Annotated in this window: 26 protein-coding genes and 1 tRNA gene; 19 read left to right on the top strand and 8 right to left on the bottom strand. The window is 66.2% G+C overall.

What is annotated here, in order from left to right; all coding sequences use genetic code 11:
* Positions 1–20 precede the first annotated feature (20 nt).
* The 4 genes from VK92_RS25945 to VK92_RS25930 all read left to right on the top strand — a co-directional run bounded on the left by VK92_RS25945 (position 21) and on the right by VK92_RS25930 (position 3,307).
* Positions 21–560, top strand: a complete 540-nt coding sequence (locus VK92_RS25945; RefSeq protein WP_034195946.1) for a PTS sugar transporter subunit IIA — start codon at positions 21–23, stop codon at positions 558–560.
* Positions 561–691: 131 nt separating this feature from the next.
* A complete protein-coding gene (gene hprK, locus VK92_RS25940) occupies positions 692–1,660 on the top strand; it encodes an HPr(Ser) kinase/phosphatase (protein WP_011353227.1) in 969 nt (322 codons plus the stop codon).
* A gap of 75 nt (positions 1,661–1,735) precedes the next feature.
* On the top strand, positions 1,736–2,644 hold the full coding sequence (gene rapZ / locus VK92_RS25935) for an RNase adapter RapZ (protein ID WP_021162602.1): 909 nt from the start codon (positions 1,736–1,738) through the stop codon (positions 2,642–2,644).
* 27 nt (positions 2,645–2,671) lie between these two features.
* Positions 2,672–3,307, top strand: a complete 636-nt coding sequence (locus VK92_RS25930) for an LON peptidase substrate-binding domain-containing protein (RefSeq protein ID WP_021162603.1) — start codon at positions 2,672–2,674, stop codon at positions 3,305–3,307.
* Positions 3,308–3,414: 107 nt separating this feature from the next.
* On the opposite strand, the gene mutY is transcribed toward VK92_RS25930, so the two are convergent.
* Complete coding sequence (gene mutY / locus VK92_RS25925) at positions 3,415–4,521, bottom strand: A/G-specific adenine glycosylase (RefSeq protein WP_021162604.1); 1,107 nt, start codon at positions 4,519–4,521, stop codon at positions 3,415–3,417.
* Positions 4,522–4,559: 38 nt separating this feature from the next.
* Positions 4,560–5,387 carry a bifunctional DNA-formamidopyrimidine glycosylase/DNA-(apurinic or apyrimidinic site) lyase gene (gene mutM / locus VK92_RS25920; protein ID WP_048025672.1) on the bottom strand — a complete coding sequence of 276 codons (828 nt, stop codon included), beginning with the start codon at positions 5,385–5,387 and terminating at the stop codon, positions 4,560–4,562.
* 86 nt (positions 5,388–5,473) lie between these two features.
* Between mutM and VK92_RS25915 the strand changes: the two genes are divergently transcribed.
* From VK92_RS25915 to hisC, 8 genes are all read left to right on the top strand, one after another.
* Positions 5,474–7,297, top strand: a complete 1,824-nt coding sequence (locus VK92_RS25915) for a tetratricopeptide repeat protein (RefSeq protein ID WP_048025673.1) — start codon at positions 5,474–5,476, stop codon at positions 7,295–7,297.
* The gene (gene lolB / locus VK92_RS25910) at positions 7,297–7,917 is read left to right on the top strand and encodes a lipoprotein insertase outer membrane protein LolB (protein WP_021163054.1); all 621 of its coding nucleotides are present in this window, start codon (positions 7,297–7,299) and stop codon (positions 7,915–7,917) included. The genes VK92_RS25915 and lolB overlap by 1 nt, the downstream gene beginning before the upstream one ends.
* Positions 7,918–7,942: 25 nt before the next feature.
* Positions 7,943–8,824, top strand: coding sequence for a 4-(cytidine 5'-diphospho)-2-C-methyl-D-erythritol kinase (gene ispE / locus VK92_RS25905; RefSeq protein ID WP_048025674.1), 882 nt, complete (start codon positions 7,943–7,945; stop codon positions 8,822–8,824).
* 55 nt (positions 8,825–8,879) lie between these two features.
* Positions 8,880–8,956, top strand: a tRNA-Gln gene (locus VK92_RS25900).
* A 44-nt stretch (positions 8,957–9,000) separates the two neighbouring features.
* Positions 9,001–9,963, top strand: coding sequence for a ribose-phosphate pyrophosphokinase (locus tag VK92_RS25895; RefSeq protein ID WP_027789096.1), 963 nt, complete (start codon positions 9,001–9,003; stop codon positions 9,961–9,963).
* A gap of 161 nt (positions 9,964–10,124) precedes the next feature.
* Positions 10,125–10,730: a 50S ribosomal protein L25/general stress protein Ctc gene (locus tag VK92_RS25890; protein WP_021163051.1), complete on the top strand. Its 606-nt coding sequence runs from the start codon at positions 10,125–10,127 to the stop codon at positions 10,728–10,730.
* 120 nt (positions 10,731–10,850) lie between these two features.
* On the top strand, positions 10,851–11,450 hold the full coding sequence (gene pth / locus VK92_RS25885; protein ID WP_021163050.1) for an aminoacyl-tRNA hydrolase: 600 nt from the start codon (positions 10,851–10,853) through the stop codon (positions 11,448–11,450).
* Between the two features lie 113 nt (positions 11,451–11,563).
* Positions 11,564–12,631, top strand: a complete 1,068-nt coding sequence (gene hisC / locus VK92_RS25880) for a histidinol-phosphate transaminase (protein ID WP_021163049.1) — start codon at positions 11,564–11,566, stop codon at positions 12,629–12,631.
* Positions 12,632–12,715: 84 nt separating this feature from the next.
* Here the strand turns inward: hisC and VK92_RS25875 are convergent, their stop codons facing one another.
* The 3 genes from VK92_RS25875 to rsmD form a co-directional block, all read right to left on the bottom strand.
* On the bottom strand, positions 12,716–12,982 hold the full coding sequence (locus tag VK92_RS25875) for a YfhL family 4Fe-4S dicluster ferredoxin (RefSeq protein ID WP_006477774.1): 267 nt from the start codon (positions 12,980–12,982) through the stop codon (positions 12,716–12,718).
* A 59-nt stretch (positions 12,983–13,041) separates the two neighbouring features.
* On the bottom strand, positions 13,042–13,539 hold the full coding sequence (gene coaD / locus VK92_RS25870; RefSeq protein ID WP_021163047.1) for a pantetheine-phosphate adenylyltransferase: 498 nt from the start codon (positions 13,537–13,539) through the stop codon (positions 13,042–13,044).
* 111 nt (positions 13,540–13,650) lie between these two features.
* Positions 13,651–14,265 (bottom strand): 16S rRNA (guanine(966)-N(2))-methyltransferase RsmD, encoded by a 615-nt coding sequence (rsmD, locus tag VK92_RS25865; RefSeq protein WP_048025675.1) that lies wholly within the window; start codon positions 14,263–14,265, stop codon positions 13,651–13,653.
* Positions 14,266–14,481: 216 nt separating this feature from the next.
* Here rsmD and ftsY point away from each other — a divergent pair, with 216 nt between their 5' ends.
* On the top strand, positions 14,482–15,636 hold the full coding sequence (gene ftsY, locus VK92_RS25860; RefSeq protein ID WP_021163045.1) for a signal recognition particle-docking protein FtsY: 1,155 nt from the start codon (positions 14,482–14,484) through the stop codon (positions 15,634–15,636).
* Between the two features lie 83 nt (positions 15,637–15,719).
* Here ftsY and maiA read toward each other — a convergent pair whose 3' ends face one another.
* Positions 15,720–16,364 carry a maleylacetoacetate isomerase gene (maiA, locus tag VK92_RS25855; RefSeq protein ID WP_048025676.1) on the bottom strand — a complete coding sequence of 215 codons (645 nt, stop codon included), beginning with the start codon at positions 16,362–16,364 and terminating at the stop codon, positions 15,720–15,722.
* Positions 16,365–16,557: 193 nt separating this feature from the next.
* Between maiA and ybiB the strand changes: the two genes are divergently transcribed.
* Together ybiB and leuA are read left to right on the top strand one after the other, a co-directional pair.
* Positions 16,558–17,532 carry a DNA-binding protein YbiB gene (gene ybiB / locus VK92_RS25850; RefSeq protein ID WP_021163043.1) on the top strand — a complete coding sequence of 325 codons (975 nt, stop codon included), beginning with the start codon at positions 16,558–16,560 and terminating at the stop codon, positions 17,530–17,532.
* A gap of 379 nt (positions 17,533–17,911) precedes the next feature.
* The gene (gene leuA, locus VK92_RS25845) at positions 17,912–19,558 is read left to right on the top strand and encodes a 2-isopropylmalate synthase (protein WP_048025677.1); all 1,647 of its coding nucleotides are present in this window, start codon (positions 17,912–17,914) and stop codon (positions 19,556–19,558) included.
* 140 nt (positions 19,559–19,698) lie between these two features.
* Here leuA and VK92_RS25840 read toward each other — a convergent pair whose 3' ends face one another.
* Positions 19,699–20,082 (bottom strand): nuclear transport factor 2 family protein, encoded by a 384-nt coding sequence (locus VK92_RS25840; protein ID WP_027789089.1) that lies wholly within the window; start codon positions 20,080–20,082, stop codon positions 19,699–19,701.
* A gap of 45 nt (positions 20,083–20,127) precedes the next feature.
* Positions 20,128–20,697, bottom strand: coding sequence for an acyloxyacyl hydrolase (locus VK92_RS25835; protein ID WP_021163039.1), 570 nt, complete (start codon positions 20,695–20,697; stop codon positions 20,128–20,130).
* 358 nt (positions 20,698–21,055) lie between these two features.
* Between VK92_RS25835 and rpoH the strand changes: the two genes are divergently transcribed.
* From rpoH to cydB, 4 genes are all read left to right on the top strand, one after another.
* Positions 21,056–21,991, top strand: coding sequence for an RNA polymerase sigma factor RpoH (rpoH, locus tag VK92_RS25830; protein WP_021163037.1), 936 nt, complete (start codon positions 21,056–21,058; stop codon positions 21,989–21,991).
* Between the two features lie 372 nt (positions 21,992–22,363).
* Entirely contained in the window at positions 22,364–22,648 is a 285-nt protein-coding gene (gene cydP / locus VK92_RS25825; protein ID WP_027789087.1) for a cytochrome oxidase putative small subunit CydP, read from the top strand.
* Positions 22,638–24,218 (top strand): cytochrome ubiquinol oxidase subunit I, encoded by a 1,581-nt coding sequence (locus VK92_RS25820; RefSeq protein WP_021163035.1) that lies wholly within the window; start codon positions 22,638–22,640, stop codon positions 24,216–24,218. The genes cydP and VK92_RS25820 overlap by 11 nt, the downstream gene beginning before the upstream one ends.
* Before the next feature lie 31 nt (positions 24,219–24,249).
* Entirely contained in the window at positions 24,250–25,386 is a 1,137-nt protein-coding gene (cydB, locus tag VK92_RS25815) for a cytochrome d ubiquinol oxidase subunit II (protein WP_021163034.1), read from the top strand.
* Positions 25,387–25,430 lie beyond the last annotated feature (44 nt).

Genomic DNA, 25,430 nt, shown 5'->3' with positions numbered 1-25,430 from the left:
AGCTGCCTTGCAGATTGCCGATGCAGAACGCCTTGATATCGCCGAACATGGATGATCAGTCTGCCGCCGCAAGGAGACCCCAGGCCGCCCAATCGCCTGCCAACATGAATCGCCTAGCCAAAATCCTGCCCATAGAGAACGTCGTCATCGACCTCTCAGTCACCAGCAAGAAACGCGTGTTCGAACAAGCCGGGCTGATGTTCGAGAATCAGAACGGCATCGCCCGCAGCACCGTCACGGACAACCTGTTCGCGCGCGAGCGCCTCGGCTCGACCGGGCTCGGCGAGGGCGTCGCGATTCCGCACGGGCGCATCAAGGGTCTCAAGCACCCGCTCGCCGCGTTCGTCCGGCTCGCCGATGCGATCCCGTTCGAAGCCCCCGACGGCCAGCCGGTCGGCCTCCTGATCTTCCTGCTCGTGCCCGAGCAAGCCACCCAGCAACACCTCGAGATCCTGTCGGAAATCGCGCAACTGCTGTCCGATCGCGACGCGCGCGAGCGTCTGCACAACGAAACGGATATCGCCGAGTTGCATCGCCTGCTCACTCAGTGGCAACCTTGAGTTGATCCGGGCGGATTATTTTCCCGTACGAGGCGGCACATGCCGCCGTCCAGGGCCGCCCGGCGCCGGCCCGGCATGGCGACGTCCGTCGCCGCGCGCATGCACCGGCCCATTGGAGTGACGGAGCAGTCATGGATACGTCCAGCATCAACGCCCAGAGCATCTTCGACGACAACGCGGCCACGCTGAAACTGAGCTGGCTGACGGGGCATGAAGGCTGGGAACGCGGCTTTTCGGCCGACACCGTCGGCAATGCCACCTCGAGCGCCGACCTCGTCGGCCACCTGAACCTGATCCACCCGAACCGGATCCAGGTGCTCGGCGAAGCCGAAATCGACTACTACCAGCGGCAGACCGACGAAGACCGCTCGCGCCACATGGCCGAACTGATCGCCCTCGAACCGCCGTTCCTCGTCGTCGCAGGCGGCGCCGCCGCCCCGCCCGAACTCGTGCTGCGCTGTACGCGCTCGTCGACCCCGCTGTTCACGACGCCGATGTCGGCCGCCGCGGTGATCGACAGCCTGCGGCTCTACATGTCGCGGATCCTCGCGCCGCGCGCGACGCTGCACGGCGTGTTCATCGACATCCTCGGGATGGGCGTGCTGCTGACCGGCGATTCGGGCCTCGGCAAGAGCGAACTCGGCCTCGAGCTGATCAGCCGCGGCCACGGCCTCGTCGCCGACGACGCGGTCGATTTCGTCCGACTTGGCCCCGATTTCGTCGAAGGGCGCTGCCCGCCGCTGCTGCAGAACCTGCTCGAAGTGCGCGGCCTCGGCCTGCTCGACATCAAGACGATCTTCGGTGAAACCGCCGTGCGGCGGAAAATGAAGCTGAAGCTGATCGTGCAGCTCGTGCGGCGCCCCGACGGCGAATTCCAGCGCTTGCCGCTCGAAAGCCAGACCGTCGACGTGCTCGGTTTGCCGATCAGCAAGGTCACGATCCAGGTTGCAGCCGGCCGCAACCTCGCGGTGCTCGTCGAGGCAGCCGTCCGGAACACGATCCTGCAGTTGCGCGGAATCGACACGTTGCGCGATTTCATGGATCGGCAACGACTCGCGATGCAAGATCCCGACAGTCAATTCCCCGGCAAACTGGTGTAACCCGCACGCGCCGGCCACGCAACGCCGACGCGTCGAGCCGGTGCTATGATGAAACGTCAGGATTCTCTGCTTCCCATGCGCATCGTCCTCATCACCGGCATCTCCGGCTCAGGCAAGTCCGTCGCGCTGAACGCGCTCGAAGACGCAGGCTATTACTGCGTCGACAACCTGCCGCCGCACGTGCTCCCCGAACTTGCCCGCTACCTCGCGGAGGACGGTCAGCACCGGCTCGCGGTCGCGATCGACGCGCGCTCGAGCGCATCGCTCGACGAAATGCCCGGCCTGATTCGCGAGCTGTCGCGCGAGCATGACGTCCGCGTGCTGTTCCTCAACGCGAGCACCCAGTCGCTGATCCAGCGCTTCTCCGAAACGCGCCGCCGTCATCCGCTGTCCGGCTCGCTGTCGCACGATGCGGACGTCGGCCTGCTGTCGTCGCTCGAGGAAGCGATCGAGCGCGAACGCCACCTCGTCGCGCCGCTCGCCGAATTCGGCCACCAGATCGACACGAGCACGCTGCGCGCGAACGCGCTGCGTACGTGGGTCAAGCGCTTCATCGAGCAGAAGAACAACGACCTGATGGTGATGTTCGAATCGTTCGGTTTCAAGCGCGGCGTGCCGCTCGACGCCGACCTGATGTTCGACGTGCGCGCGCTGCCGAACCCGTACTACGACCACGAGTTGCGCCCGCTCACCGGGCTCGACCAACCGGTCATCGCCTTTCTCGACGCACTGCCGATCGTCCACCAGATGATCGACGACATCCATGCGTTCCTGATGAAATGGCTGCCGCACTTCCGCGATGACAACCGCAGCTACCTGACCGTCGCCATCGGCTGCACGGGCGGGCAGCATCGTTCGGTGTTCATCGCGGAAACGCTTGCCGCGCGCCTTGCGCGCGAGGCGAACGTGATCGTGCGGCATCGTGACGCGCCAGTGGATGTCGACGCGTCGTCGCGGCTCGTCTCAGAGGTCGACCGACCCTAGCGACGCACGCCCCAACGCCCGCGCGCCATGTCCTCCCTATCGACCACCCTGATCGACCTGCCGCTGTTTCCGCTGCACACGGTGCTGTTTCCGGGGGGGCTGCTCCCGCTCAAGGTGTTCGAGGCGCGTTATCTCGACATGTCCCGCGCGTGCCTGCGCGACAACGCGCCGTTCGGCGTGTGCCTGCTGAAGAGCGGGCCCGAAGTCGCGCAGGACGGCGCCGTGTCGGTGCCCGAGACCATCGGCTGCATGGCGCGCATCACCGAGTGCGATACCGGCGAATTCGGCATGCTTTATCTGCAGGCCGTCGGCACGCAGCGTTTCGAGCTGCTGTCGTATCGCGTCGAAGGCAACGGGCTGCTGGTCGGCATCGCGGAGCCGCTGCCCGACGACATCCCGCTCGAAGGCGAGCAGGCGCTCGCTCAATTCGGCTCGTGCGCCGAGGTGCTCGAGCGCATCATCGACGCGCTGAAGAAGTCCGATCCGGAGAAAATGCCGTTCGGCGAACCGTTCCGCCTCGACGATCCGAGCTGGGTGTCGAACCGCCTCGCGGAACTGCTGCCGCTCGACCTGCGCGCACGGCAGAAGCTGATGGAGTTTCCGGACGTCGGCGCACGCATCGATGCCGTGCACCACGTACTCGACCGGCACGGCTGGCTGTAACTACCGCGGCCGATTCCGTCGCGCGTCGCACCCGCCGGAAGACCTTTCCCGCCAGCGGCATCCCGGCGCGTTCCCGAACCCGGCCCGCGCCGCGCCCTTCCCATTCGTTACAGCAGCGGCCCGCTCAGCGCATCGAGCAGCTTGCGCACGGGCGCCGGCACGCCGTACGCGTCGAGCCGGCTCAGCGGGACCCACGCGGTATCCGCGTCCCGCGCGCCCGAAAGCAGGCCGCCGCCGTCGGCCATGTCGCTCAGCCGAGGCTCGATCTCGAGCCGGAAATGCGTAAACGTGTGCGTGAGCGGCGCGAGCGGCACCGTGCCGCCGCCGCCGAAGCCGCGCGCGAGTTCCGCAAGCGCGGCGTCGCCGTCCGCTTGCGGCAGGCTCCACAGCCCGCCCCAGATGCCGGTCGGCGGCCGGCGCTCGAGCAGCACGGCGTCACCGTCGCGCAGCACGAGCATCCAGGTCTTGCGTGTCGGCACCGCCTTCTTCGGCCGCGCGGCCGGCAGCTCGCGCTGGCGGCCCGTCGATTGCGCAACGCAATCGCCCGCGAACGGGCACCGCGCGCAATCGGGCTTGCCGCGCACGCACAGTGTCGCGCCGAGATCCATCAGCCCCTGCGTGTACGCGCTCACGTCGGCCGCATTCGCGGCGTCGGGCAACAGCGATTCGGCGAGCGCCCACATGTCGTTCTCGACACGCTTCTCGCCCGGAAAGCCCTCGACGCCGAAAACCCGGGCAAGCACGCGCTTCACGTTGCCGTCGAGGATCGTCGCGCGCGCGCCGTACGCGAACGACGCGATCGCCGCGGCCGTCGAACGGCCGATACCCGGCAGTTCGGCCAACGCGTCGGGCGTCGCCGGAAACGCGCCGCCGTGCTCGGCGACGACGGCCTGCGCGCAGCGGTGCAGGTTGCGCGCGCGCGAGTAGTAACCGAGGCCCGCCCACAGCGCCATCACGTCGTCGGTCGGCGCGGCCGCGAGCGCGGCGACGTCCGGGTAGCGTTCGAGAAAGCGCGTGTAATACGGGATGACGGTCGATACCTGCGTCTGCTGCAGCATGATTTCCGACAGCCAGATCCGGTACGGATCGCGCGTGTTCTGCCACGGCAGGTCGTGGCGGCCATGCTCGCGCTGCCATGCGACCAGGCGCGTGGCGAACGTGCGATGCAGCGGCGTGACGGGGAACGGAGCGGGGGCGATGCGGGGCGGCTTCAAGTTATCTGATCGGGGAAAAAGGTTTCAACGCTGAGGTTTCAACGCTGGCAGGTCGGGCAAAAATAAGTCGACCGTTGGCCCTGCACGATCTGGCGAATCGGTGTGCCGCATGCGCGGCAGGGTTGGCCGGCACGGTCGTAGACGAAGCAGTCGAGCTGGAAATAACCGCTTTCGCCGTTGCTGCCGACGAAATCGCGCAACGTGCTGCCGCCACGCTCGATCGCGTCGGCGAGCGTCGCGCGCACCGCGTCGGCCAGCCGCTCGTAGCGCGGCAGCGAGACCTTGCCGGCGGCCGTCGTCGGCCGGATGCCCGCGCGAAACAGGCTCTCCGACGCATAGATGTTGCCGACGCCGACGACCATGTCGCCCGCGAGCAGCGCCTGCTTGACCGACACGGTGCGGCCGCGCGTGCGCGCGTGCAGCAGCGCGCCGGTAAACGCCGGCGAGAACGGCTCGACGCCGAGGCTCGCGAGCAGCGGATGTGCATGCACGTCGCCTGCTTCGCGCGGGTGCCACAGCACCGCGCCGAAACGGCGCGGATCGCGGAACCGCAGCACGAACTCGTCGAAGATCCAGTCGATGTGGTCATGCCTGGCGGCGACCGGCACGCCGTCGGCGGGCAGCACGCGCAGCGTGCCCGTCATGCCGAGATGGACGATGAACCAGCCGGCGTCGACCTCGAACAGCAGGTACTTGCCGCGACGCTCGACGGCGAGCACCTCGCGCGCGCGCAACTGCTCGGCGAGCCCTGCCGGCACGGGCCAGCGCAACATCTCGGTACGGACGTCGACGCGCTCGACGCGGCGGCCCGCGACAAAGGGCTCGATGCCCCGGCGCGTGACTTCGACTTCTGGCAACTCTGGCATGTTTTACGGGTCTGAGGCTGGATTCACGATCGTGCGTGTATTGTAGCGAGCGCGTTACAATCGGTTGAAACATCGAACGGATTTCCATGACCCTGCCCTCGAAGCTGCTTCTGAAGCGCCCCGCCGCCGTGCGCGGCGCGCGCGCCTTCCCGGTCCGCCGTGCGCTCGGCGCCGCGCTGTTCGCCGCCTGGACCCTCACCGCCTTCCCGGCTCACGCGCAGGATCCGGCATCGGACGACGCGGAACCGCAGGGCGCGTTCGAGCACGTGATGCCGGACGAGCAGAAGAATCTCCCCGGCGTTCCGCTGACGAGCCAGATCGTCTACCAGGTGCTCGCCGCCGAGGTCGCGCTCCAGCGCAACCAGCCCGCGCCGGCCTACCAGACCTACCTCGCGCTTGCCCGCGACACGCGCGATCCGCGCATGGCCCAGCGCGCGACCGAGATCGCGCTCGGTGCGCAGAGCCCGGCCGACGCGCTGTCCGCCGCGAACCTGTGGCGCCAGTACGCACCGGAATCGAACCGGGCGTCGCAAGTCGACGCCGCGCTGCTGGTGCTCGCCGGCAAGCCGGCCGACGCGCAGCCGATGCTCGCGCGCGAGCTGGCCCGGGCGACCGGCGAGACGCGCGGCCCGGCGATCCTCGCGCTGCAGGCGCTGCTCGTGCGCGGCCCCGACCGCGTCGGCGGCCTCGCGGTGCTGAAGGACATGCTGAAGAACGACCTGAACCGGCCCGAGGCTCAGCTCGCGATCGCGCGCCAGCAGCTTGCGGTCGACGACAAGGACGGCGCCGCGCAGTCGCTGAAGCAGGCGCTGCAGATCCGCCCCGACTACCTGCCGGCGGCCCTGATGCTGTCGCAGATGGGGCCTGCGGAACGCGCGGCGGGCATCGCGTCGTTCGAGAAGTATGTTCAGCAGAATCCGAAGTCGCGCGATGCGCGGCTCGCGCTGTCGCAGCTCTATCTCGCCGACGATCGCCTCGACGACGCGCAGAAGCAGTTCGAGACGATGCGCAAGCTCGACTCGAAGGATCCGACGCCGCTGATGGCGCTCGCGCTGATCAAGATCCAGCAGAAGAAGCTCGACGAAGCCACCGCCTACCTGAAGCAGTACGTGCAGCTCGGCGACAAGCAGCCGAACCTCGACGTCGGCCAGGGCTACATCTACCTCGCGCAGATCGCGATCGACCAGAACAACGACGCGCAGGCGTCGCAATGGCTCGACAAGGTCGACCAGACGAGCCAGCACTATCTCCCCGCGCAGATCACGCGCGCGCAACTGCTGCAGAAACAGGGCAAGACCGACGAGGCGCGCAAGGTGCTCGACAACCTGCCGATCACGGATCCGCGCGATGCCGCCGTGGTCGCTCGCACCGACGCGTCGATCCTGTTCACCGCGAAGCGCTATCCGGAAGCCGAGGCCCGGCTCGGGCAGGCGGTCCAGGACTTCCCGGACGATCCCGACCTGCGCTACGACTACGCGATGGCGGCCGAAAAAACCGGCCACTACACGACGATGGAAAAGCAGTTGCGCGAGCTGATCCGCACGCAGCCCGACAATCCGCAGGCGTACAACGCGCTCGGCTATTCGCTCGCCGACCGCAACCAGCGGCTGCCCGAAGCCAGCAAGCTGATCGACAAGGCAATGACGCTCGCGCCGAACGATGCCTACATCATGGACAGTCTCGGCTGGGTGAAGTACCGGATGGGCGATACGGCCGGCGCGGCGAAGGTGCTGCGGCGCGCGTACGAACTGCAGCCGAACGCCGAAATCGGCGCGCATCTCGGCGAAGTGCTGTGGAAGAGCGGCGCGCAGGACGACGCGCGTTCCGCGTGGCGTGACGCGCAGAAGCTCGAGCCGGACAACGAAACGCTCGTGCAGACGCTGAAGCGCCTCCAGATCAACGGCCTCTGATGCAGATGTTCCCGACGTTTTCCCTGTCCTCCCGCGCGCAGCGCACGCTGGCCGCAGCCGGCGCGGCGCTCGCGCTCGCCGGCTGCGCGAGCACGCCGCCGTCGGCCAGCGCGCCGACGGGCGCACCGCTGCAGACCGCCGCAACGCACGCTTACCATGGCCGCTTCGCGGTGCAGTACGACGACCGTCTCGGCAAGCAGCAGAACGTGTACGGCAACTTCGACTGGCAGGAGCACGGCGACGACGTGTCGCTCGAGCTGCGCAGCCCGCTCGGCCAGACGCTCGCGGTCGTGAAATCGACGCCGCAGGCGGCATCGCTCGAATTGCCGAACCGTCCGACGCAATATGCGCCGGACGTCGGCGACCTGATGCAGAAAACGCTCGGCTTCGAACTGCCGCTCGCGGGCCTGCGCTACTGGCTGCTGCCCACGGCCGCGCCCGCGACCCCTGCGGAGACGGTGCGCGACCCGGCCGACGGCACGCGCGTCAAGCAGATCCGCCAGGACGGCTGGACGATCGACTACCTCGCCTACGCGGATGCCCCGGCCACGGGCGTCAAACGCGTCAACCTCGTGCGCGCGACCCCGCCGCTCGACATCAAGCTCGTGCTCGACCAGTGAGCACCGGCCCAGCCCAGACATACGCATGACCGATTCGACCCGCTCGCTGCGCAATTGCCTTGCGCCCGCGAAACTCAACCTGTTCCTGCACATCACCGGCCGCCGCCCGAACGGCTATCACGATCTGCAGAGCGTGTTCCAGTTGCTGAACTGGGGCGACACGCTGCATTTCACGCTGCGCGACGACGGTCGCGTCGCGCGCGTCACCGACGTGCCCGGCGTGCCCGAGGAAAGCGACCTCGTCGTGCGCGCGGCCAACCTGCTGAAAGCACATACGGGCACCGCGCACGGCGTCGACATCGAGATCGACAAGTGCCTGCCGATGGGGGCCGGCCTTGGCGGCGGCAGCTCCGACGCCGCAACGACGCTGCTCGCACTGAACCGCCTGTGGCGACTCGACCTGCCGCGCGCCGAGCTTCAGTCGCTCGCGGTCAAACTCGGCGCAGACGTTCCGTTTTTTATTTTTGGAAAAAATGCGTTCGCAGAGGGTATCGGAGAAGAATTAGCTGAGGTACAATTGCCGACTCGCTGGTTCTTGGTTGTGACGCCAAGCGTTCATGTCCCGACCGCTGAAATATTTTCAGATGAGTTGTTGACAAGAGATACGAAGCCCGTCACAATTGCTGACTTTCTTGCACAGCAAACCAGCGATGCGGGATGGCCAGATAGCTTCGGCCGGAACGACATGCAGGAAGTTGTAACAAGGAAGTACGCGGAAGTTGCGCAGGTGGTTAAAAGGTTGTATGATTTGACCCCCGCGAGGATGACCGGCTCCGGAGCAAGCGTGTTTGCAGCGTTTCACAGCAAGCACGAGGCAGAAGCGGCGAAAGCCAAGCTGCCCGCCAGTTGGAAGGGTGAAGTTGCCGAGAGCCTGAACGAGCATCCGCTCTTCGCTTTCGCGTCATGAAGTTTTACTTTGCCGAACGGCCTACACGAGTTCGGTGAAGCAGTCAGTTAAGTGTAGGGGAGTCGCCAAGTTGGTCAAGGCACCGGATTTTGATTCCGGCATGCGAGGGTTCGAGTCCTTCCTCCCCTGCCAAAAATTTTCCCGCATTTCCCGCCCAAGCCTGAAGCAGGTGCACGATGAGCAGCCACAGCCATGATGGCCTGATGGTCTTTACTGGCAACGCGAATCCCGCGCTCGCCCAGGAAGTCGTCAATATCCTTGGTATCCCCCTCGGCAAAGCAATGGTCAGCCGTTTCTCCGACGGCGAGATCCAGGTCGAGATCCAGGAAAACGTGCGCGGCAAGGACGTCTTCGTCCTGCAATCCACGTGCGCACCGACGAACGACAACCTGATGGAACTGATGATCATGGTCGATGCGCTCAAGCGCGCATCCGCCGGCCGGATCACTGCAGCCATCCCCTACTTCGGCTACGCCCGTCAGGATCGCCGCCCGCGTTCGGCGCGCGTTGCGATCTCGGCAAAGGTCGTCGCGAACATGCTGGAAATCGCCGGCGTCGAGCGGATCATCACGATGGATCTGCACGCCGACCAGATTCAAGGCTTCTTCGACATCCCGGTCGACAACATCTACGCAACGCCGATCCTGCTGGGTGACCTGCGCAAGCAGAACTACCCGGATCTGCTCGTCGTGTCGCCGGACGTCGGCGGCGTGGTGCGTGCCCGGGCACTCGCGAAGCAGCTCAACTGCGATCTCGCGATCATCGACAAGCGTCGCCCGAAGGCGAACGTCTCCGAGGTGATGAACATCATCGGTGAAGTCGAAGGCCGCACCTGCGTGATCATGGACGACATGGTCGATACGGCAGGCACGCTCTGCAAGGCCGCGCAAGTGCTGAAGGAGCGCGGCGCGAAACAGGTTTTCGCCTACGCGACGCACCCGGTGCTGTCGGGTGGCGCCGGTGACCGCATCGCCGCATCGGCACTCGACGAGCTGGTGGTCACCGACACGATCCCGCTGTCCGCCGAATCGCTCGGCTGCTCGAAGATCCGTGCACTGACGAGCGCGAGCCTGCTGGCCGAAACGTTCTCGCGGATCCGCCGCGGCGATTCGGTGATGTCGCTGTTCGCGGAATCCTGATCGCGAATCGACTGAACAAAGCATGCGCAGAAAGCGAAGCGGCAACGCTTCGCTTTTTGCACAATCGGACGGGATAGACGAAACCCCGTCCGCTTCATCGGGGGCCGACATTTGACGGCCCCGTTTTACTGCCTGGTCGCGGGCAGCCATTGGAGAATCATATGAAAGTCGTCGCTTTCGAGCGCCAACAGCAAGGTACGGGTGCGAGCCGCCGCCTGCGCAACGCCGGTAAGACCACGGGTATCGTTTACGGTGGCGAAGCAGCCCCGCAAAAGATCGAACTCGATCACAACGCCCTGTGGCACGCCCTGAAGAAGGAAGCTTTCCACTCGTCGATCCTCGACCTCGAAGTGGCTGGCCAGTCGCAACAGGTTCTGCTGCGCGACGTGCAATACCACCCGTTCAAGCAACTGGTGCTGCACGTGGACTTCCAGCGCGTTGACGCGAAGAAGAAGCTGCACACGAAGGCTCCGCTGCACTTCCTGAACGCTGAAATCAGCCCGGCCGTGAAGCTGTCGAGCGCGATCGTTTCGCACGTCGCGACGGAAATCGAAATCGAGTGCCTGCCGGCTGACCTGCCGGAGTTCCTCGAAGTCGACCTGTCGAAGATCGAAGCCGGTCAATCGCTGCACGCGAAGGACATCGCACTGCCGAAGGGCGTCGCGCTGGTCGCGCACGTCGATGCGGAAAACCCGGTTGTCGCATCGGCGACGGTCCCGGCTGGTGCCGTGTCGGACGCAGCCGAAGGCGAAACGCCGGCTGCCTAAGCGGCTGCCTACGCGCCCCATCGATCCGTTTCACGAAACGGTCGACGCAACCCGCCGCGGCTTGCCCGGCGGGTTTTTCTTTTTCTGCGCCCAGGCGGCGGCTGCCGCCTTCGAAACGTCATGATCAAATTGATCGTCGGCCTCGGCAATCCCGGGGCGGAATACACCGCGACGCGCCACAACGCCGGCTTCTGGCTGATTGACCAGCTTGCCCGCGAAGCAGGCGCGACGCTGCGCGACGAACGCCGCTTCCATGGCTTCTACGCGAAAGCGCGCCTGCACGGTGAGGAAGTCCACCTGCTCGAGCCGCAAACCTACATGAACCGCTCCGGCCAGTCGGTCGTCGCGCTCGCCCAGTTCTTCAAGATCCTGCCCGACCAGATCCTCGTCGCACACGACGAGCTCGACCTGCCGCCCGGCACCGTGAAGCTGAAGCTCGGCGGCGGCAGCGGCGGCCACAACGGCCTGAAGGACATCACCGCACACCTGTCGTCGCAACAGTACTGGCGGCTGCGAATCGGCATCGGCCATCCGCGCGACCTGATTCCGGAAAGCGCCCGCGCCGGCGCGAAGCCCGATGTCGCGAACTTCGTGCTGAAGCCGCCGCGCCGCGAGGAACAGGACGTGATCGACGCGTCGATCGAACGCGCGCTCGCCGTGATGCCGATGGTCGTCAAGGGCGAACTCGACCGCGCGACGATGCAGCTGCATCGCAACTGACCGCACGCTCCACCACGACCGTCGCGCCGTCCGGCGTCGCCGGGCGGCCCGGTCCGCCCCATCCTGCGCACACTTGCGGTAATCTGGTCGCTTTGCCCGACAGGAGCCAAGCGGTGAGCCGTTACTGGAGCGACGTCGTTCAGCAACTCGTGCCTTACGTGCCGGGCGAGCAGCCCGCACTCGCACACCCGGTCAAGCTGAACACCAACGAAAATCCCTATCCGCCGTCGCCGCGCGTCGTCGCGGCGATCGCGCGCGAACTCGGCGCGACCGGCGACACGCTGCGCCGCTATCCGGACCCGGTTGCACGCGCACTGCGCGAGACGGTCGCGGCCCATCACCGCATCCAGCCCGAGCAGGTGTTCGTCGGCAACGGCTCCGACGAGGTGCTCGCGCACGCATTCCAGGCGTTGCTCAAGCACGACCGGCCGCTGCGCTTCCCCGACATCACGTACAGCTTCTATCCGACCTATGCACGCCTGTACGGCGTCGAGACGACGGTCGTGCCGCTCGCGGATGACCTCTCGATCCGTGTCGACGACTATCTCGACGATGCCGGCGGCGTGCTGTTTCCGAACCCGAACGCGCCGACCGGGCGCGCGCTGCCGCTCGCGGATGTCGAGCGGATCGCGGCCGCGAATCCGTCATCGGTCGTCGTGATCGACGAAGCCTACGTCGACTTCGGCGCGCAGTCCGCGATTGCGCTGATCGATCGCTACCCGAACCTGCTCGTCGTGCACACGACGTCGAAGGCACGCTCGCTCGCGGGCATGCGCGTTGGTTTCGCATTCGGCGATGCCGCGCTGATCGACGCGCTGAACCGCGTGAAGGACAGCTTCAACTCGTACCCGCTCGACCGGCTCGCGCAAGTCGCCGCGCAGGCGGCATACGAAGACACCGATTATTTCAGCGCAACCTGCCGGCGCGTGATCGACAGCCGGACGCGGCTCACGCACGCGCTCGGCACGCTCGGCTTCGACGTCGTGCCGTCGGCCGCGAATTTCGTGTTCGCACGCCATCCCGCGCACGACGCGGGCGCCATCGCGGCCAAACTGAAGGAACGGGAAATTTTCGTGCGGCACTTCGGGCTGCCGCGAATCGACCAGCACCTGCGCATCACCGTCGGCACCGATGCCGAATGCGATACGCTCGTCGCGGCATTGCGCGAGCTGCTGGCCTGACATGAAGAAACCGGCGCCAGGCGGCGCCGATCCGGATGCGTGACGTGCGTGCCGAACAACCCAGGCGCGCGCGTCACCACGGGGTCACGACGCGTCGTCGCCTTTCACGGCGATCAACGCGTGATACTTCTCCATCAATTGCGCGTGCGATTCGTCATGCTGCGGATCGCGCGGAATGCATTCGACCGGACACACCTGCTGGCACTGCGGTTCGTCGAAATGGCCGACGCACTCGGTGCACTTGTTCGGGTCGATCACGTAGATGTCCGGGCCCATCGAAATCGCGCCGTTCGGGCACTCGGGCTCGCACACGTCGCAATTGATGCACTCGTCGGTAATCATCAAAGCCATACTGATCTCACTTCTTCAGGCCGGCGGCCGGCTTCGCGACGAAACCGGCCGGCACCGCGTCACGCGGCAGGGCCTCCCATCGCCGTCACTTTCTCGGTCAGCCACTTCTCGACGGACGGGAACACGAACTTGCTGACATCACCGCCCAACTGCGCGATTTCGCGCACGATCGTGCCCGAGATGAACTGGTACTGGTCGGACGGCGTCATGAACATCGTCTCGACGTCGGGCAACAGATAGCGGTTCATCCCCGCCATCTGGAACTCATATTCGAAATCGGACACGGCACGCAGGCCGCGCACGATCACGCGTGCGTTGTTGGTGCGGACGAAGTCCTTCAGGAGGCCGGTGAAACTCATCACCTTCACGTTCGGGTAATGGCCGAGCACCTCGTTCGCAATCGTCAGACGTTCTTCCAGCGAGAAGAACGGCTTTTTCGCGCGGCTGTCGGCCACACCGACCACCAGCGTATCAAAAATGCTCGACGCACGCCGCACGAGGTCTTCGTGCCCGCGCGTCAGCGGATCGAACGTACCGGGATACACGGCGACTACCATGTCGCTCCTCCTGTCATCACGCAAACGGGATGGCAGCGGTGCCATGCGCACGCGACTGCCGAGATGGGCATGCGTCGCCTTTGCAGCGCGCCGCCTCGTATGGAACGCGCATTATTCATCATTTTCGCGCCGCAGCAAATGATAGTGAACCGCACCGGCCTTGCCGTGCTTCACCACCTCCCAGCCCGCGAGCGCATCATGCGCGGCCGGGTCGAGTTCCGCGCCCGTTTCGACGTACAGCGCGCCGCCCGCCGCGACGAGCGGCGCCGCCAGCGCGACCGCGCGATCGAGCACCGCCGGTTCGCCGAACGGCGGATCGAGAAACACGACGTCGAACGCGCCCGGCGTGAGCCCGGCCGCGAGCCGCAACGCGTCCGCCTCCGCGACCTCGACCGCGCGCGCACCGAGCTTGTCCTTGATCGTACGCAGCTGCTGCGCGGCGCGTGGATGGCGCTCGACCATCACGACGCTCGCCGCGCCGCGCGACGCGGCCTCGAAACCGAGTGCGCCCGTGCCCGCGAACAGGTCGAGGCAGCGGCGGCCTTCGAGATCCTGGCCGAGCCAGTTGAACAGCGTCTCGCGCACGCGATCGGGCGTCGGCCGCAGGCCGTCGAGATCGAGCACCGCGAGCGGCGTACGTTTCCAGTCGCCGCCGATGATGCGGATCGTGTGCGGCTTGCCGCGGCTGGAAGGGGCCGCCGGGCGGCCGGAAGAGGAACGGGACATACGGAATATCGACGACGGAGGGACCGGGCGCGCGCAGGGGCGCACCGCCAAACAGGCGCACGTTACCACAGCGGCGGCGCGCACTGACGCGAGCGCCACGCCGCACTGATAAAATGCACGGTTTCGGCCGCCGTGCGCCGCGCCCGCGCGAACGCAGGACGGCCCGTCCGGTGCCCCGCTTCTGGCGGCGGCCCGCCCTCTTCCCGACGTCAGACCATGTTCAGCTTCTTCAAACGATTCAAGAAAACGCAGGAGCCCGATCCGGCGGAATCGCAATCGGCCGACGCGCAGCAAACGGACGAACCGTCCGATGCGCCCGCGGTCGAGGCCCCGCCTGCGGCCGAGGTGCCGCAAGCGCCCGCGCAACCGGCCGCGCCGGCCGTCGTGATGACGGTCACGCCGACCAACGACGGGCGCGACGAAGTCGTCGAGACGGTCGAAATCGTTCCGCCGCCGCTGCAGGACGCCACCGCGAAGAAATCGTGGCTCGCCCGCCTGAAAACGGGGCTCGCCAAGACGGGCTCGAGCATCACCGGCGTCTTCGTCAACACGAAGATCGACGAGGATCTGTACGAGGAGCTCGAAACCGCGCTGCTGATGTCCGACGCGGGCGTCGACGCGACCGAGTACCTGCTCGGCGCGCTACGCGAAAAGGTGCGCGCGGGCCGCCTGACCGACCCGCAGCAGGTGAAGGCTGCGCTGCACGACCTGCTCGTCGAATTGCTGACGCCGCTCGAGAAGTCGCTGATGCTCGGCCGCGCGCAGCCGCTCGTGATGATGATCACCGGCGTGAACGGTGCAGGCAAGACGACCAGCATCGGCAAGCTCGCAAAGCATCTGCAGAGCTTCGACCAGTCGGTGCTGCTGGCCGCAGGCGACACGTTCCGCGCGGCAGCGCGCGAACAGCTGGCGGTCTGGGGCGAGCGCAACAACGTGACGGTCGTGCAGCAGGAAAGCGGCGATCCGGCCGCGGTGATCTTCGACGCGGTCAGCGCCGCGCGCGCGCGCAAGATCGACGTGATGATGGCCGACACGGCCGGCCGCCTGCCGACGCAGCTCCACCTGATGGAAGAGCTGAAGAAGGTGAAGCGCGTGATCTCGAAGGCGCACGACGGCGCGCCGCACGAAGTGCTGCTGGTGATCGACGCGAACACCGGCCAGAACGCGCTCACGCAGGTCAAGGCATTCGACGACGCGCTCGGCCTCACCGGCCTCATCGTCACGAAGCTCGACGGCACCGCGAAGGGCGGGATTCTCGCCGCGATCGCGCGGCAGCGCCCGGTGCCGGTCTACTTCATCGGCGTCGGCGAGAAGGTCGAGGATCTGCAGCCGTTCAGCGCGGTCGAATTCGCGGACGCGCTGCTCGGCTGAACACCGCCGGCACGCATCGCACGGGGCGCCTTCGGGCGCCCTTTTTCATGCGCGCCCGGTCATGCATGCCGGGCGCACCGCGCTCATTCGGCGTCGGGCTGCGCGCCGGGCTCGGCGGCCTTGAACGCATCGAGCGTCGACGCATGGTCGACGATCCGCTGGATCGTCGGATAACGCGTCGTATCGATCGAGAAGCGGTTCGCGTTGAACACCTGCGGCACGAGGCACACGTCGGCGAGTGTCGGCGAGTCGCCGAAACACAGCTTGCCGGTGCGCGGATCGCTCGCGAGACGCGTCTCGAGCGATTCGAAGCCCGCCTCGATCCAGTGCCGGTACCACGCGTTCTTCGCCTCTTCGGACACCTTCAGCGTGTGCTTCAGGTACTTCAGCACGCGCAGGTTGTTGAGCGGATGGATTTCGCACGCGATCTGCAGCGCGACCGCACGCACATAGGCGCGATCGACCGGCTGCTTCGGCAGCAGCGCCGGTTCCGGATGGGTTTCCTCGAGATATTCGATGATCGCGAGCGACTGCTGCAGCGTCGCGTCGCCGTCGGTCAGCGTCGGCACGACCGCGTCCGGATTCAGCGCGCGGTACGCGTCCTTCAGTTGCTCGCCGCCGTCACGCAGCATGTGCACGGGAACATAGTCGAACGGCAGCTGCTTCAGGTTCAGGGCGATCCGCACGCGGTACGACGCGGAACTGCGGAAATAGCTGTAAAGCTTCATGGGATGTCTCTCGTAGTCGTATTCGGCCGGCAACGGCACGGGCGCGGCGCAGCCGGCGCGCGCACCGCCGGGAACCAGAGTGTAGCGCGCCGCGATGCGCCCCCTTGCTTGCGCCGGCCGTGCCCATGCGATACTCGGGCATTCCTCACCGCTCACAGCGCGGCCCGATGCCGGCCGCCCGCCCCACGCCCCGATGACCGCTTCCCACGATCCCGCCGCCGTCCCGTTCCCGTGCGCCCGCTTCATCAAGGAAATCGGCCGCGGCCCGAACGGCGCCCGCGCGTTGTCCGCCGAGGACACGTTCGAGCTCTATCGCGCGATGCTCGACGCGCGCGTGTCGGATGTCGAACTGGGCGCGATCCTGATCGCCTATCGGCTGAAGGGCGAATCCGCCGACGAGCTGGCCGCGATGCTCGCCGCCGCGCAGGCGTCCTTCGAGCCCGTGCACGTACAGGACGCGGCGTTCCGCCCCGTCGCGATCCCGAGCTACAACGGCGCGCGCAAGCAGCCGAACCTCGTGCCGCTGCTCGCACTGCTGCTCGCACGCGAAGGCGTGCCGGTGCTCGTGCATGGTGTCGAGCAGGATCCGGGCCGCGTGACGAGCGCCGAGATCTTCTCGGCGCTGTCGCTCGCGCCGTCGGCGTCGCACGATGCGATCGAGGACACGCTTGCCGAGCGCCGCGTCGCGTTCGCGTCGATCGAGGTGCTGGCGCCGCGCATCGCCCGCCTGCTGTCGATGCGTCGCGTGCTCGGCGTGCGCAATTCGACGCACACGCTCGTGAAGATCCTGCAGCCGTTCGCACCGGCCGGCCTGCGGCTCGTCAACTACACGCATCCGCCGTACCGCGACAGCCTTGCGCAGCTGTTCCGCGACCATCCGGACGCCGCGCTCGGCGGCGCGCTGCTGGCGCGCGGCACCGAGGGCGAAGCCGTTGCCGACACGCGGCGCCAGGTGCAGGTCGACTGGCTGCACGACGGCGTGTGCGACACGCTGATCGAGGCCGAGCGCTCGTCGACCGATGCGCCCCCCGTCGCCCTGCCCGAATCGCGCGATGCGGCCACGACGGCCGCGTGGACGGACGCCGTATTGCGCGGCGAGGTGCCGGTGCCCGACACCGTCGCCCGCCAGGTCGCGACGATCGTGCAGATCACCCGCATCGCGCGCTGACGGCACGCCCGCGAACCGGCCCCGCGCGCCGGGCATTTGACACGCGGGCGCATCCTGGCATAGAGTTGCCGTCATGCGTTCCTTTCCGAACACCCTCCGAATTACCTCCGGCCGCCTAGCGCGGCCGCTATCGCTACGACTAGCCTAAGGCTGTCGTAGCGCCGTGTGCTGTCCGCACGGTCCTCCCAGCAGTTCCTCGCAGTACCCCTCTCGCAGTTTTTACAACCCGAAGTCGTCAGCATTCGTCCGTCTATCCGTCGGCCGATTCGCGAAGATCATCCGCATCCGCAGCGCGCTCACGTGCCGCGGAGCGAGGCAGCGCCAACCGTCGCCCATGCCGCCCGTCTTCGCTCGCGACTTGAGACCCGAGGTCCAGAAGATGCAGCGCAATCCGCAAGACAAGTACCGTCCGTTCGAGCCCGTCCGCCTCAATGGCCGCAAATGGCCGTCGCGCACCATCGAGCGCGCGCCCGTCTGGATGAGCACCGACCTGCGCGACGGCAACCAGTCGCTGATCGAGCCGATGAGCATCGAGCAGAAGCTCGAATTCTTCGAGATGCTGGTCGCGATCGGGTTCAAGGAGATCGAAGTCGGCTTTCCGTCGGCGTCGCAAACCGACTTCGATTTCGTCCGCAAGCTGATCGACGACAAGCGGATTCCCGACGACGTGACGATCGAAGTGCTCGTGCAGGCGCGCGAGGACCTGATCGCACGCACGTTCGACGCGCTCGAGGGCGTGCCGCGCGCGATCGTGCACCTGTACAACGCGGTCTGCCCGTCGTTCCGCCGCATCGTGTTCGGGATGTCGAAGGCCGACGTGAAGGCGCTCGCGATCGACGGCACGCGCATCATCAAGGAGCACGCCGCCGCGCGCCCCGACACGCAGTGGACCTTCCAGTACTCGCCGGAAACCTTCAGCATGACCGAGCTGACGTTCGCGCGCGAGGTCTGCGACGCGGTCGCGCAAACCTGGCGCCCGACCCGCGACCACAAGATGATCGTCAACCTGCCGGCCACCGTCGAAGCCGCGAGCCCGAACGTGTTCGCCGACCAGATCGAATGGATGGACCGCAACCTCGCGTATCGCGACAGCATCGTGCTGTCCGTGCATCCGCACAACGACCGCGGCACGGCGGTCGCGGCGGCCGAACTTGCGCTGCTCGCGGGCGCCGACCGCATCGAGGGTTGCCTGTTCGGCAACGGCGAGCGTACCGGCAACGTCGATCTCGTCACGCTCGCGCTGAACCTCTACACGCAGGGCATCGACCCGGGCCTCGACTTCTCCGACATCGACGCGGTGCGCCGCGTCGTCGAACGCTGCAACCAGATTCCGGTGCATCCGCGCCACCCGTACGCGGGCGACCTCGTGTTCACCGCGTTCTCAGGCTCGCACCAGGACGCGATCCGCAAGGGCTTCGCGCAGCAGCGCCCAGACGCGCCGTGGGAAGTGCCGTACCTGCCGATCGACCCGGCCGACCTCGGCCGCAGCTACGACGCGGTGATCCGCGTCAACAGCCAGTCCGGCAAGGGCGGCGCGACGTTCCTGCTCGAACGCGGGATGGGCTTCACGCCGACGCGGCGCGTGCAGATCGAATTCAGCCACGCGGTGCAGACGCTTGCCGACGCGTCGGGCGAGGAAGTGACGGGCGACGCGATCTGCGCGCTGTTCGCGCGCGAATTCTTCGAGACCGACGGCCCGGCCGCGCGCCACGGCAACGGCGCACGCTGGCGGAACCGCGAGATCGCGACGGCGCCCGCGGCGGATATCGCGCCTGACGATGCCGTGCGACGTTTGGCCGCTGCATTCGCGGCCGCCGCCGGCGTCGCGATCGACATTGCTTCGTGCGAACACGCGCGCACGACGGATGGGCGGATCGCGGTATCGGTGGGCTGCCGGGTCGGCGATGCGCCGCTGCGGCACGGCGTCGGCCTGCACGCCGATGCGTCGGGCGCCGCGCTCGATGCGCTCGTCAGCGCGATCAACCGCTCGGCCTGGCACTGCGCGGATCGCCGCGCGGCGGCCTGACGGCCGGTTCCGTTTCAGGGTTCAAACGTCAGCGAGCGGTGCGTGACCGCTCGTGCGCCGCGCGATCCGCGCCGCACGAGGCAGCAAAAAGCGGCCCAGAAGGCCGCTTCGAGGGACATGAAAACGGGCGCCACGCGCGCTCATGTCTCGGTCGCGCACCGCGTCGCCTGCCACGCGAACAGGCTCCAGCGGCCCTGTTCGTGGGTGTGGACGGAGGTATACGCAATCGGGAAGACCAGGCCGCCGTTGTTCGTTTCCATCTCGATCAACGCACGCCCGGTGACGACGCAGGTTTCATCGCCGACGGGCAGCACGTCCTGCGACTGGATTTCGATCTGGCGATAGCGGCGGCGGCCGGCGACGATGGCGTCGATGAACTGCTGCTTGGTTTCGCGTTTGCCGTTGGTGTGCACGAAGAACACCTTGTCCGACAAAAGCGCGCCGAGCGCCTCGCCGTCGCCGTCCACCATCGCCCGGAACCGATCGCGCTCGAGCGCGCGGATCGCATCGATCACCTTCGCCATCGCCTGACTCCTCGGCAACGCGCACGCCGTGCGCGGGCGTGCGGATCAGAAGTTGTACTGCACGTAGAACTGGTGGAAATTTATACCAGGATTCGGCTCTTTGATACCCGCGTTAGACACATGTTCAAAACGGTAGCCGACCTGATACTGTTGCCGTTGGCCGAACTGCACGCCCACCCCCGCGGTCGGCGAGAACTGGAACGCGGTCCCGAGCGAGAAATGATCCGAGATCGTCGGGTGCGTCAGCAGCCGGACGCCGCCGCCGGCCTCGATGAACGGGCGAATCTCCCCGGCGCTCTTGATGAAGCGGAACAACGGCGTCACGCCGAATTCGCCGATGCTGCCGTGAACGTTGCCGCCCGTGTGCCAGTAGCCGGCGTGCCCTTCCACGACGAACGCGAAGTGCCAACCGCCCATTTCCCACCAGTTCCAGCCCGGATCCCACACCACGCCGAGATCGCCCTTGTCGACCCCGTGGCGATCCGAAAAACCGCCGCCCGCCTGAATCCCCCACCGATCCGCGAATGCCGCGCCCGATCCTCCCAGAAGGGACGCCGCCAGCATCGCGTGCAGGACAAGCCGGCTGCGGGGCCGGCGATTCTTCTTATTGTTCATCTGACACTCCAACTTTGTGGGTTGAATGGAACCTGCCGCTGCGGCCGGTTCGAGCGAACTGAATGGTATGGTAAAGGACTTTTCGGATCGGCATCACGAAGCGAAATGGCTTCCTTCCAAAACAACAAAAATTGAAATCGTCTACTGATTTCCATCTGAAACAACGGCTTACGGAACTTCGCCTCACCTCCCCTGTCGCAGAATAGACTATCGACTCGACTAACTCGATAGAAAAACGGGAACTCCGATGCCCACGCTTGCTCTAAGGAATTAGCACTCAGCTTGCGGGAGTGCTAAGATGCCCCACGGAATCTCATTCGAGACCGGGGGTTTGTCCCTGATTCCAAAGGAGTTTTTAGTGAGCAACGCCCTGACCCTCCCGAACACCCTGAGCCCGACGCCGGCCAAGGCCGAATCGGCAGGCTCGCTGGCGCTCGCAGCTCAATCGATGTTGCCGGGCCAGCTTGGCAACATCGACGCGTATATCCAGGCCGTCAATCGCATTCCGCTGCTGACGGCAGAAGAGGAACGCCAGTACGCGACCGAATTCCGCGAAAGCAACAATCTCGACTCGGCACGCCGCCTCGTGCTGTCGCACCTGCGGCTCGTCGTGTCGATCGCGCGCAACTATCTCGGGTACGGCCTGCCGCACGGCGACCTGATCCAGGAAGGCAACATCGGCCTGATGAAGGCCGTGAAGCGCTTCGATCCGGCCCAGAACGTGCGTCTCGTGTCGTACGCGATCCACTGGATCAAGGCCGAGATCCACGAGTACATCCTGCGCAACTGGCGCATGGTGAAGGTCGCGACGACGAAGGCGCAACGCAAGCTGTTCTTCAACCTGCGCAGCCACAAGAAGAGCATGCAGGCGATGACGCCCGAGGAAATCGACGGCCTCGCACAAGAGCTCAACGTCAAGCGCGAAGACGTGACCGAAATGGAAACGCGCCTGTCGGGCGGCGATATCGCGCTCGAAGGGCAGGTCGAAGACGGCGAGGAGTCGTACGCACCGATCGCCTACCTGGCCGACTCGCACAACGAACCGACCGCCGTGCTCGCCGCGCGTCAGCGCGACTCGCTGCAGACGGACGGCATCGCGCAGGCACTCGACGCGCTCGACGCGCGCAGCCGCCGCATCATCGAGGCACGCTGGCTGCACGTCGACGACGACGGCTCGGGCGGCTCGACGCTGCACGATCTCGCCGCCGAGTTCGGCGTGTCGGCGGAACGCATCCGCCAGATCGAGGCGAGCGCAATGAAAAAGATGCGCACTGCCCTCGCCGAATACGCGTAAATCACTGGCGATTCAAAGCGCCTCATCGAAAACCGCTGCCTGACCGGCAGCGTTTTTTTTGCCCGCCTTTTTCACCGGTTTTTGGCCGGTTTATCACTCGCCTTTCCGCCCGCCTCTTCGCTCGTTTCTCCGTCGATTAATCGACCTGTTTGATCAGGTATTGGACGGTTCGCGGGCCCCTTCCGCATAAGCTTGATCTGCCTCAAGTTTCGGCCCGTGTTTCGCGACGGTCTGCCGCAGCGCAGCACTCGGCATCGGAAAGCAGTCCTTTTAAAATTGGCATGTCAGGCGCAAAAGGATTAAAACAGCTTCACGGCCGTCATAAATCCGACGTAAAGTCGCCCCAATTCCGACCTACATCGATTCAGGATAATCGCCTTGATCTCGATCAATAAAGAGCCTGCGCCGCCTCCCCCGCGGCCGGCCGGTACGATCGGCTGGCGTGCGCGCATCGCCGCGTGGGCACGCGGCCCGACCCTCGCCCGCGACATCAGCCTGGTGTTGATCGTCAAGCTGATCCTCCTGATGTCGCTCAAATACGCATTCTTCAATCATCCGCAGGCCGAGCACATGTCGCTTCCGCCTGCCGCCGTCGCCGAGAAGCTGCTCTCGGTGCCGGCGCCTGCACCCACCGAGGGAGACCACCATGATAAGTAGCGAAGTCGTCGATCTGTCGCGTCTGCAGTTCGGCATCACGGCGCTCTACCACTTCCTGTTCGTGCCGCTGACGCTCGGCCTGTCCTGGCTGCTCGTCATCATGGAAGCCGTCTACGTGATGACCGGCAAACAGGTCTACAAGGACATGACCCAGTTCTGGGGCAAGCTGTTCGGGATCAACTTCGCGATGGGCGTGACGACCGGCATCACGCTCGAATTCCAGTTCGGCACGAACTGGTCGTACTACTCGCACTACGTCGGCGACATCTTCGGCGTGCCGCTCGCGGTCGAAGGCCTGATGGCGTTCTTCCTCGAATCGACGTTCGTCGGCCTGTTCTTCTTCGGCTGGAACCGCCTGTCGAAGGTCAAGCACCTGATGGTCACGTTCCTCGTCGCGCTGGGCTCGAACCTGTCCGCGCTGTGGATCCTCGTCGCGAACGGCTGGATGAACAACCCGGTCGGCGCCGAGTTCAACTACCAGACGATGCGCATGGAGTTGACGAGCCTGTTCGACGTGCTGTTCAACCCGGTCGCGCAGGTGAAGTTCGTGCACACCGTGTCGGCCGGCTACGTGACGGCCGCGATGTTCGTGCTCGGCATCTCGTCGTGGTACCTGCTGAAGAAGCGCGACACCGACTTCGCGCTGCGTTCGTTCGCGGTCGCGGCCGGCTTCGGCCTCGCGGCGACGCTGTGCGTGATCGTGCTCGGCGACGAGTCGGGCTATACGACCGGCGAAGTGCAGAAGATGAAGCTCGCCGCGATCGAATCGGAATGGGAAACCCAGCCGGCACCGGCCTCGTTCACGCTGATCGGCATTCCGAACCAGAAGGAAGAGCGCACCGACTACGCGATCAAGATCCCGTATGCGCTCGGCCTGATCGCGACGCGCTCGATCGACGAGCCGGTGATCGGCCTGCGCGAGCTCGCGAAGCGCAGCGAGGAGCACATCCAGAGCGGGATGCTCGCGTACGGCGCCCTGCAGAAGATCAAGGAAGGCGACACGAGCGATGCGACCCGCGCACTGTTCGACCAGCACAAGCAGTATCTCGGCTACGGGTTGATGCTCAAGCAGTTCACGCCGAACGTGGTCGATGCGACGCCGGAGCAGATCAAGGCCGCCGCGAAGAAGACGATCCCGCCGGTCGCGCCCGTGTTCTTCTCGTTCCGGATCATGGTGTTCCTCGGCTTCCTGTTCCTCGCGACCTTCGTCGCCGCGTTCTGGCTCTGTGCGCGCCGGCAGCTGCTGCAGGACAACCGCCGCTGGTTCCTGCGCTATGCGGTGTGGGCGATCCCGCTGCCGTGGCTCGCCGCGGAATTCGGCTGGGTCGTCGCCGAGCTCGGCCGCCAGCCGTGGACGATCGCGGGCATCCTGCCGACGCATCTGTCCGCGTCCAGCCTGACTTCGACGGACCTGTACCTGAGCCTCGCCGGTTTCATCGCGTTCTACACGGCGCTGTTCGTCATCGAGATCAAGCTGATGTTCAAGTACGCGCGCCTCGGCCCGTCGTCGCTGCATACCGGCCGCTATCACCACGAACTCGTGGCCGCCAGCGAGCGCGCCCCGGCCTGAGCACGCACCTGAAACGGAACAAGGAATCGCTATGGACTATGCAACTCTCAAGGTGATCTGGTGGCTGCTCGTCGGCGTGCTGCTGATCGGCTTCGCCGTCACCGACGGCTTCGACATGGGCGCGACCGCGCTGCTGCCGTTCCTCGGCAAGACCGACGAGGAACGCCGCATCATCGTCAACACCGTCGGTGCGACGTGGGAAGGCAACCAGGTGTGGCTGATCACGGCCGGCGGTGCGATGTTCGCGGCCTGGCCGCTCGTCTACGCGGCGTCGTTCTCCGGCTTCTACTTCGCGATGCTGCTCGTGCTGTTCGCGTTGTTCTTCCGGCCGGTGGGCTTCGACTACCGCAGCAAGCGCCCTGACCCGCGCTGGCGCGCGGGCTGGGACTGGGGCCTGTTCGTCGGCGGCTTCGTGCCGGCGCTCGTGTTCGGCGTCGCGTTCGGCAACCTGCTGCAAGGCGTGCCGTTCAAGTTCGACAGCGACCTGCGCGTGACCTATTACGGCGGCTTCTGGGCGTTGCTGAATCCGTTCGCGCTGCTTTGCGGGCTCGTCAGCCTCACGATGCTCGTCGCGCACGGCGCGGCCTTCATCAAGATGAAGACGGAAGGCGTGATCGCGCGCCGCGCATCGATCGCGCTGCGCGTGGCGTCGTTCCTCGCCGTCGTGCTGTTCGTGCTGGCCGGCGTGCTGATCGCTTCGTATGTCGGCGGCTTCCACATCACGCACGCCGCGCCGACCGATACGGTCGCGAACCCGCTGCTCAAGGACGTCGCCGCGGGCTCGGGCCTGTGGCTCGCGAACTACGGCGAATTCCCGTGGATGATCGCGGCGCCCGTCGTCGGGATCGCGGGCGGCCTGCTCGCGATGCTGCTCGCCGGCTCGAAGCAGGAGAAGACGGCCTTCTTCTGCACGGGGCTGATGATCGTCGGCGTGATCCTGACCGCCGGCTTCTCGATGTTCCCGTTCATCATGCCGTCGTCGCTCGACCCGAGGAGCAGCCTGACCGTGTGGGATTCGACGTCGAGCCACATGACGCTGCAGGTGATGCTGTTCGCGGTGATCGTGTTCCTGCCGCTCATCCTGCTCTACACGAGCTGGGTGTATCGCGTGATGCGCGGCAAGGTCACGCGCGAGGTGCTCGAAGAGAACACGCATTCGATGTATTGAACCCGGCCGGGGCGCGCAGGCGCCCCGCCGCCCCCGTTTCGCAA

Origin of the sequence: Burkholderia sp. LK4, assembly GCF_001043615.1 — a bacterium.
GTDB classification, from domain to species: Bacteria; Pseudomonadota; Gammaproteobacteria; order Burkholderiales; family Burkholderiaceae; genus Burkholderia; species Burkholderia cepacia.
The sequence above is the reverse complement of the archived record's forward strand: the minus strand, read 5'-3'. Positions and strand labels throughout refer to the sequence as shown.

What these genes read in the sequence shown, in the direction of transcription:
- VK92_RS25945 (WP_034195946.1), top strand. Translation starts at nt 21, where the DNA reads ATGCAGAACGCCTTGATATCGCCGAACATGGATGATCAGTCTGCCGCC.
- hprK (WP_011353227.1), top strand. Translation starts at nt 692, where the DNA reads ATGGATACGTCCAGCATCAACGCCCAGAGCATCTTCGACGACAACGCG.
- rapZ (WP_021162602.1), top strand. Translation starts at nt 1,736, where the DNA reads ATGCGCATCGTCCTCATCACCGGCATCTCCGGCTCAGGCAAGTCCGTC.
- VK92_RS25930 (WP_021162603.1), top strand. Translation starts at nt 2,672, where the DNA reads ATGTCCTCCCTATCGACCACCCTGATCGACCTGCCGCTGTTTCCGCTG.
- mutM (WP_048025672.1), bottom strand. Translation starts at nt 5,387, where the DNA reads ATGCCAGAGTTGCCAGAAGTCGAAGTCACGCGCCGGGGCATCGAGCCC.
- VK92_RS25915 (WP_048025673.1), top strand. Translation starts at nt 5,474, where the DNA reads ATGACCCTGCCCTCGAAGCTGCTTCTGAAGCGCCCCGCCGCCGTGCGC.
- lolB (WP_021163054.1), top strand. Translation starts at nt 7,297, where the DNA reads ATGCAGATGTTCCCGACGTTTTCCCTGTCCTCCCGCGCGCAGCGCACG.
- ispE (WP_048025674.1), top strand. Translation starts at nt 7,943, where the DNA reads ATGACCGATTCGACCCGCTCGCTGCGCAATTGCCTTGCGCCCGCGAAA.
- VK92_RS25895 (WP_027789096.1), top strand. Translation starts at nt 9,001, where the DNA reads ATGAGCAGCCACAGCCATGATGGCCTGATGGTCTTTACTGGCAACGCG.
- VK92_RS25890 (WP_021163051.1), top strand. Translation starts at nt 10,125, where the DNA reads ATGAAAGTCGTCGCTTTCGAGCGCCAACAGCAAGGTACGGGTGCGAGC.
- pth (WP_021163050.1), top strand. Translation starts at nt 10,851, where the DNA reads ATGATCAAATTGATCGTCGGCCTCGGCAATCCCGGGGCGGAATACACC.
- VK92_RS25875 (WP_006477774.1), bottom strand. Translation starts at nt 12,982, where the DNA reads ATGGCTTTGATGATTACCGACGAGTGCATCAATTGCGACGTGTGCGAG.
- coaD (WP_021163047.1), bottom strand. Translation starts at nt 13,539, where the DNA reads ATGGTAGTCGCCGTGTATCCCGGTACGTTCGATCCGCTGACGCGCGGG.
- rsmD (WP_048025675.1), bottom strand. Translation starts at nt 14,265, where the DNA reads ATGTCCCGTTCCTCTTCCGGCCGCCCGGCGGCCCCTTCCAGCCGCGGC.
- ftsY (WP_021163045.1), top strand. Translation starts at nt 14,482, where the DNA reads ATGTTCAGCTTCTTCAAACGATTCAAGAAAACGCAGGAGCCCGATCCG.
- maiA (WP_048025676.1), bottom strand. Translation starts at nt 16,364, where the DNA reads ATGAAGCTTTACAGCTATTTCCGCAGTTCCGCGTCGTACCGCGTGCGG.
- ybiB (WP_021163043.1), top strand. Translation starts at nt 16,558, where the DNA reads ATGACCGCTTCCCACGATCCCGCCGCCGTCCCGTTCCCGTGCGCCCGC.
- leuA (WP_048025677.1), top strand. Translation starts at nt 17,912, where the DNA reads ATGCAGCGCAATCCGCAAGACAAGTACCGTCCGTTCGAGCCCGTCCGC.
- VK92_RS25840 (WP_027789089.1), bottom strand. Translation starts at nt 20,082, where the DNA reads ATGGCGAAGGTGATCGATGCGATCCGCGCGCTCGAGCGCGATCGGTTC.
- VK92_RS25835 (WP_021163039.1), bottom strand. Translation starts at nt 20,697, where the DNA reads ATGAACAATAAGAAGAATCGCCGGCCCCGCAGCCGGCTTGTCCTGCAC.
- VK92_RS25820 (WP_021163035.1), top strand. Translation starts at nt 22,638, where the DNA reads ATGATAAGTAGCGAAGTCGTCGATCTGTCGCGTCTGCAGTTCGGCATC.
- cydB (WP_021163034.1), top strand. Translation starts at nt 24,250, where the DNA reads ATGGACTATGCAACTCTCAAGGTGATCTGGTGGCTGCTCGTCGGCGTG.